This window comes from Corynebacterium gottingense (assembly GCF_003693265.1).
Classification (GTDB): domain Bacteria; phylum Actinomycetota; class Actinomycetes; order Mycobacteriales; family Mycobacteriaceae; genus Corynebacterium; species Corynebacterium gottingense.
This window is the reverse complement of sequence record NZ_RDRE01000051.1, coordinates 1-4,733: the sequence shown is the minus strand read 5'-3', so window position 1 is coordinate 4,733 and position 4,733 is coordinate 1. Positions and strand designations below refer to the sequence as shown.

Annotated in this window: 4 protein-coding genes and 1 pseudogene; 4 read left to right on the top strand and 1 reads right to left on the bottom strand. The window is 65.5% G+C overall.

Features of this window, described 5'->3' with window-relative positions; all coding sequences use genetic code 11:
• The first annotated feature begins 213 nt into the window (after positions 1–213).
• The 3 genes and pseudogenes from EAW56_RS11080 (at position 214) to EAW56_RS11070 (ending at position 4,031) form a co-directional block, all read left to right on the top strand.
• A complete protein-coding gene (locus tag EAW56_RS11080; RefSeq protein ID WP_122086583.1) occupies positions 214–1,635 on the top strand; it encodes a zinc-dependent metalloprotease in 1,422 nt (473 codons plus the stop codon).
• 97 nt (positions 1,636–1,732) lie between these two features.
• Positions 1,733–2,233 (top strand): annotated as a pseudogene (locus EAW56_RS11075) (ABC transporter ATP-binding protein); the annotation flags it as partial.
• Between the two features lie 4 nt (positions 2,234–2,237).
• The gene (locus EAW56_RS11070) at positions 2,238–4,031 is read left to right on the top strand and encodes an ABC transporter permease (protein WP_122086581.1); all 1,794 of its coding nucleotides are present in this window, start codon (positions 2,238–2,240) and stop codon (positions 4,029–4,031) included.
• Here EAW56_RS11070 and EAW56_RS13085 read toward each other — a convergent pair.
• Complete coding sequence (locus EAW56_RS13085) at positions 4,015–4,446, bottom strand: hypothetical protein (RefSeq protein WP_244213416.1); 432 nt, start codon at positions 4,444–4,446, stop codon at positions 4,015–4,017. The genes EAW56_RS11070 and EAW56_RS13085 overlap by 17 nt on opposite strands.
• Before the next feature lie 13 nt (positions 4,447–4,459).
• On the opposite strand from EAW56_RS13085, the gene EAW56_RS13080 reads away from it, so the two are divergent.
• A partial coding sequence (locus EAW56_RS13080; protein WP_244213415.1) for a hypothetical protein occupies positions 4,460–4,733 on the top strand: 274 nt, incomplete at its 3' end.

Below are 4,733 nucleotides of genomic sequence, written 5' to 3'. Positions count from 1 at the left end.
ACGGGGATCGCTCCCCACACCACGGTTGACCACCGCCTGCTGTGAGTGGTTTCCTGCGCGGATGCGTCCGCCTGGGGCTGCGCCCCGTCTTCCTGTTCTTCCACGCAGCGCATCTTAGCGCAGCCGTTATCGCTCACCATGTTCGCTCTCAGCGTCCCGGTCTGCGCAAAAAGTGCTCGCGCGCAAGAGTCGGCGCTATGTATCGTGGCAGGTATGAATAACGGATTTGGATTTTCCTTTCCCAACAATGATGACGACGAAGACAAGAACAAGCGCGGCGACAACAATGGTGGCGACGCGTCGAACCCCTTCGCCGCCTTCGGGTTTGGTGGCGGGCAGCAGGGCGGCGGGCTCGGCGACATGCTGAACCAGTTCGGCCAGATGCTGTCCGGCATGGGCAATTCGTTTAACCAGGCGAGCCAGTCGGGCGACTCGGCCGTGAACTTTGACATGGCGCTGCGCATGGCCCGCCAGCGCGTTGGTGACAAGGCGGCGGTCTCCGCCGGCGATAAGAAGGCGGTGGAGGAGTCGCTTGGGTTGGTCAACCACTGGCTGAGCGAGTCCACCACGCTGCCCGCTGCGGACTCCCAGGCGCGCGCGTGGAACGCGGACGACTGGCTGGTAGAGACCATGCCGATGTGGAAGCGCCTGGTAAATCCAGTTGCGGAGCATATGAACCGCGCGCAGTTAGATCAGATGCCCGCTGAGGCCCGCGAGATGATGGGCCCCCTCGCCGGCATGATGAACTCGATGAATTCCATGAACTTCGGCATGAAGCTGGGCCACGCGCTGGGAGATCTGGCGCAGCAGGCGCTCACCGGCACGGACTTCGGCCTGCCGGTCGCGCCCCGCGGCGTGGCGTCGGTGCTGCCCAAGAACGTGACCCGGATTTCCAAGGACCTCTCGGTGCCCGGGCAGGAGGTGCTGGTCTACATCGCGGCGCGGGAGGCCGCGCGCCAGCGTCTGTTCCAGCACGTGCCGTGGCTGGTGGAGCGCCTCGTGGCCTCGGTGGAGGAGTACGCCGCCGGGCTGCAGATCGATACGTCCAATATCGACGAGGCCACCCGCAGCCTGAACCTTGAGTCGGGCGACCCGCAGCAGATCCAGGAGGCGCTGCAGAACCTGCAGAACATGGATCTTTCCCCGCGGGTCGGCTCCCGCAACGCCGGGGCAACCTCGCGGTTGGAGACGCTGCTCGCGCTGGTGGAGGGCTGGGTCGACGTGGTCGTCGACGCGTCGCTGGCGGAGCGAATCCCGTCCTCGGCGCAGCTCGCTGAGGCCTGGGCGCGCCGCCGCGCCACCGGTGGTTCGGCAGAGCAGGCGTTCGCCAACATCGTCGGCATTGAGCTGGGCGCCCCGAAGGTGCGCGAAGCTGCGGAGCTGTGGCGTCGCGTGGATAATGCCGTGGGCGTGCAGCGCCGCGATCAGGTCTGGAACCACCCGGACTTCCTGCCGACGGCAGAGCACTTGGACAACCCCGCCGCGTTTATCGACGGGCTTCTGGACGACACCACGGACGCGGACTTCGACGCCGAGTTCAGCAAGCTCGAGGAGGAGCTACGCAACAACCCGAAGCTCAAGCGCGAGGACGGCGACGGGAAGGACGACGGCAGCGAGGATGGCACCGAGCTGTAGACTTTCGGCCGCGCTCGTACCAGGGCGGGGTGAGCGACTGCACAGCGCTCACCCCGCCCTTTTGCCTGCTTTTCTCCTGCAAAGCGCAATAAAATAGATGGTGAAGCCACGCTGCTTGCAAGGAGAACACGCCATGACCGCCGCCGCCCGGGCCGAGAACCTTTTTAAGCAATACGGCGACGCAGATACCGCTGTTGTTGCGCTTGACCACGTCACGGTCGAGTTCCATCGCAACGAGTTCACCGCCATCATGGGGCCATCCGGGTCCGGCAAGTCCACGCTCATGCACGCAATGGCAGGGCTGGACACGGTCACCTCTGGTGAGGCCTACATCGGCCAGCCCTGCCTGACCAACCTGCGTGACCGGGAGATGACGCAGCTGCGTCGCGATCGCCTGGGTTTTATCTTCCAGTCCTTCAACCTGGTGCCCACGCTCACCGCGCGGGAAAACATCACGCTTCCCCTTGATATTGCGGGGCGTGACGTGGATGAACGATGGCTCGAGGAGATCACCACCCGGTTAGGTCTGGCGCAGCGCCTCAACCACCGCCCGGCGGAACTCTCCGGTGGGCAGCAGCAGCGTGTCGCGTGCGCGCGAGGAGATGGCGTTCGCGCTGACAGCGATCCGCTACCTGCTCATTGCCTTCGGCCTGATTGCGTTGCTGGTCGGCACGTTCATCATCGCCAACACGTTCTCTATGATCGTCGCCCAGCGCACCAAGGAGTTTGCGCTGCTGCGTGCGCTGGGGGCCTCGCAACCGCAGGTCGTCGGCTCGGTGGTGGTGGAATCCGCCATAGTGGGTGTCTTCGGCTCGCTGGTTGGTGTTGCTACCGGTATTGGGCTGGTCGCGCTGATCAAAGCAGTCATGGGCACCCAGGGCATGCCGTTTGAGCCGGGCCTTGGGCTCAGCCCCGCGGCCATCATCGTTCCGCTGGTGCTTGGCGTGCTGGTCACGACGCTCTCCGCCTATGCCCCGGCCCGGCGTGCGGGCTCGGTGCAGCCAGTCGAAGCGATGCGTGGTACCGACGCAGATGCGCCCGGTTCGTTGCACCGCAGGACGATCGCAGGGGTGGTGCTCGCCGTCGTTGGCATTGCGGCGGCAAGCACCGGGGCGATTATCGACGCCTCGACGAACCCCCGCGTGACCGCCGTCGGTATCGGTGCAGCGTGTCTGATTGTTGGCGTGTACTTGGCGGGCCCGGCACTGTCTTCGGTGGTCGTCCCTGGTCTTGGCAAGGTCGTTGGTGCGCCCTTCGGCGCGATTGGTTCCCTCGCGGGGACAAATACGCACCGCAACCCGCGTCGCACTGCCGCGACCGCGTTCGCGCTGATCCTGGGCGTTGCGTTGGTGACGGTCATCGGCATGCTGGGGGCGACGATGAAGGCCTCACTGCAAGACGATATCGCCGACCACATCAGCGCTGACTACGTGCTCACAGGCCCCGTCAACGGTAACTTCCCGGCACCGAGCGACACTGTCGCCATGACCGAGGGCGTTGACGGCATCGATGCGCGTGTGACCGTCGGCGCGGTCCCGGCCACCGTCGGCGGGCAGTCTTCATTGGAGGAGCAAGCCCAGCTGACCATGTCGGTCGATGCTGATCCGACCCAGGTGTTCGCCCTCGAGTTGAAAGACGGAGACCAAAATATTGCCGGAGGGTTCCTTGCAGACGAGGAGTTGGCCACCGAGCAAGGCTGGAAGGTTGGCCGTGCATACGAGGTCGCAGGTCCTGTCCCCGGGATGACGGCGCAGGCGACGCTGCGGGGGATTTACGAGCCGACTGAGGTTGCGACGCGGATCCTGCTCGACGCCGAGGTGGCGAACCAGGTCGCACCACCCGAGGCGCAGCTCGTGCGCATGGTCGGCATCGTGGCTGAGGACGGCGCGGACCGTGACGCGATGCGTGCGGACCTCGAGGCCGCGGTGCGCGACGCGGTGGTGCTCCAGGTGATGACGGGCGACGAGTATGCCGCGCAGCTGGCTGGCAAGATTGACCAGATGCTCGCCGTGCTCTACGGGCTGCTCGCGCTGGCCGTGATCATTGCGGTGCTGGGCATCATCAACACGCTGACGCTTGGTGTGATTGAGCGGCGCAAAGAGATCGGCATGCTGCGTGCGGTGGGTACGCAACGTCGACAGGTGCGCACGATGATCACGTTGGAATCGGTGCAGATCGCTGTCTTCGGCGCGTTTGCCGGGGTGGTGCTGGGCCTTGGTTTGGGTGTGGCGTTTATTGCCACGTTGGCAGACGAGGGGTTTGACAGTCCCCAGGTGCCCTGGGCACTCGTGGGCGTGATGCTCGTTGGTTCGGCGTGTGTGGGCGTGATCGCGGCGCTGTGGCCCTCGCAGCACGCGGCGAAAACCCCGCCGCTTGACGCTATCGCTGTGTCGTAGTCGCAGCCGCCGACGTGCGCGTCGTGGACGCGGGGGAGTCCGCGGTGGTCTCGCCCTCGGCCTCCACGTCAGCCAGGCCCAGCTTCTCGATGCGCTCGCGCGGATCCTCCTGCTCAGAGGACACCAGCTGCTGCATCACTTGGCCGCGCTGATTGTCCACCACCGTGATGATCGCGGAGGTGCCCAGCGTGGACCAACCGACGATGCGCTCGCCGTCATCTTCCACGATCCGCGAGGACCGCAGCTCCGTGAGCAGCTGCGTCGTCGACGCCGCCTTCGCCTCGGAATCGAAGAATTGAAACTGTCCGATCTCCGCGCCGGAGCAGTCGTAGGAGCCGCTCACCCCGGTTGCCGAGCACGTATCCAGCTGTGCAAACAGCGACTCCGGCGCCAGCCCCGCGAAGGATTCGGTCACTTCCTGCACCGTCTTGTCTTTCGCAGAAGTGCTTGTCGACGCCCGCGTGCCCGATTCTTTCGACGTGCTCGACGCTGAACTCACGGTGCTCCCAGTGCTCTCAGTGCTTTCCGCCGTGGAACTCGTCGCGCTGCTGGACGGCGCCTCGCTCTGCGCCGTTTCGGTCTCTTCCGGTGCCGGTGCTGCTGTAGTGCTCGTCTCGTCGTCCCCGTTCCCGCACGCGGTCAGTGCGAGCGAGGCGGCGAGGAGAGCGGGGACAAGAGTGCGGCGGTGCGTCACGGGTAGGC

Excerpts from the sequence above, each read along its gene's own strand:
- EAW56_RS11080 (WP_122086583.1), top strand. The coding sequence starts at position 214 with ATGAATAACGGATTTGGATTTTCCTTTCCCAACAATGATGACGACGAA.
- EAW56_RS11070 (WP_122086581.1), top strand. The coding sequence starts at position 2,238 with ATGGCGTTCGCGCTGACAGCGATCCGCTACCTGCTCATTGCCTTCGGC.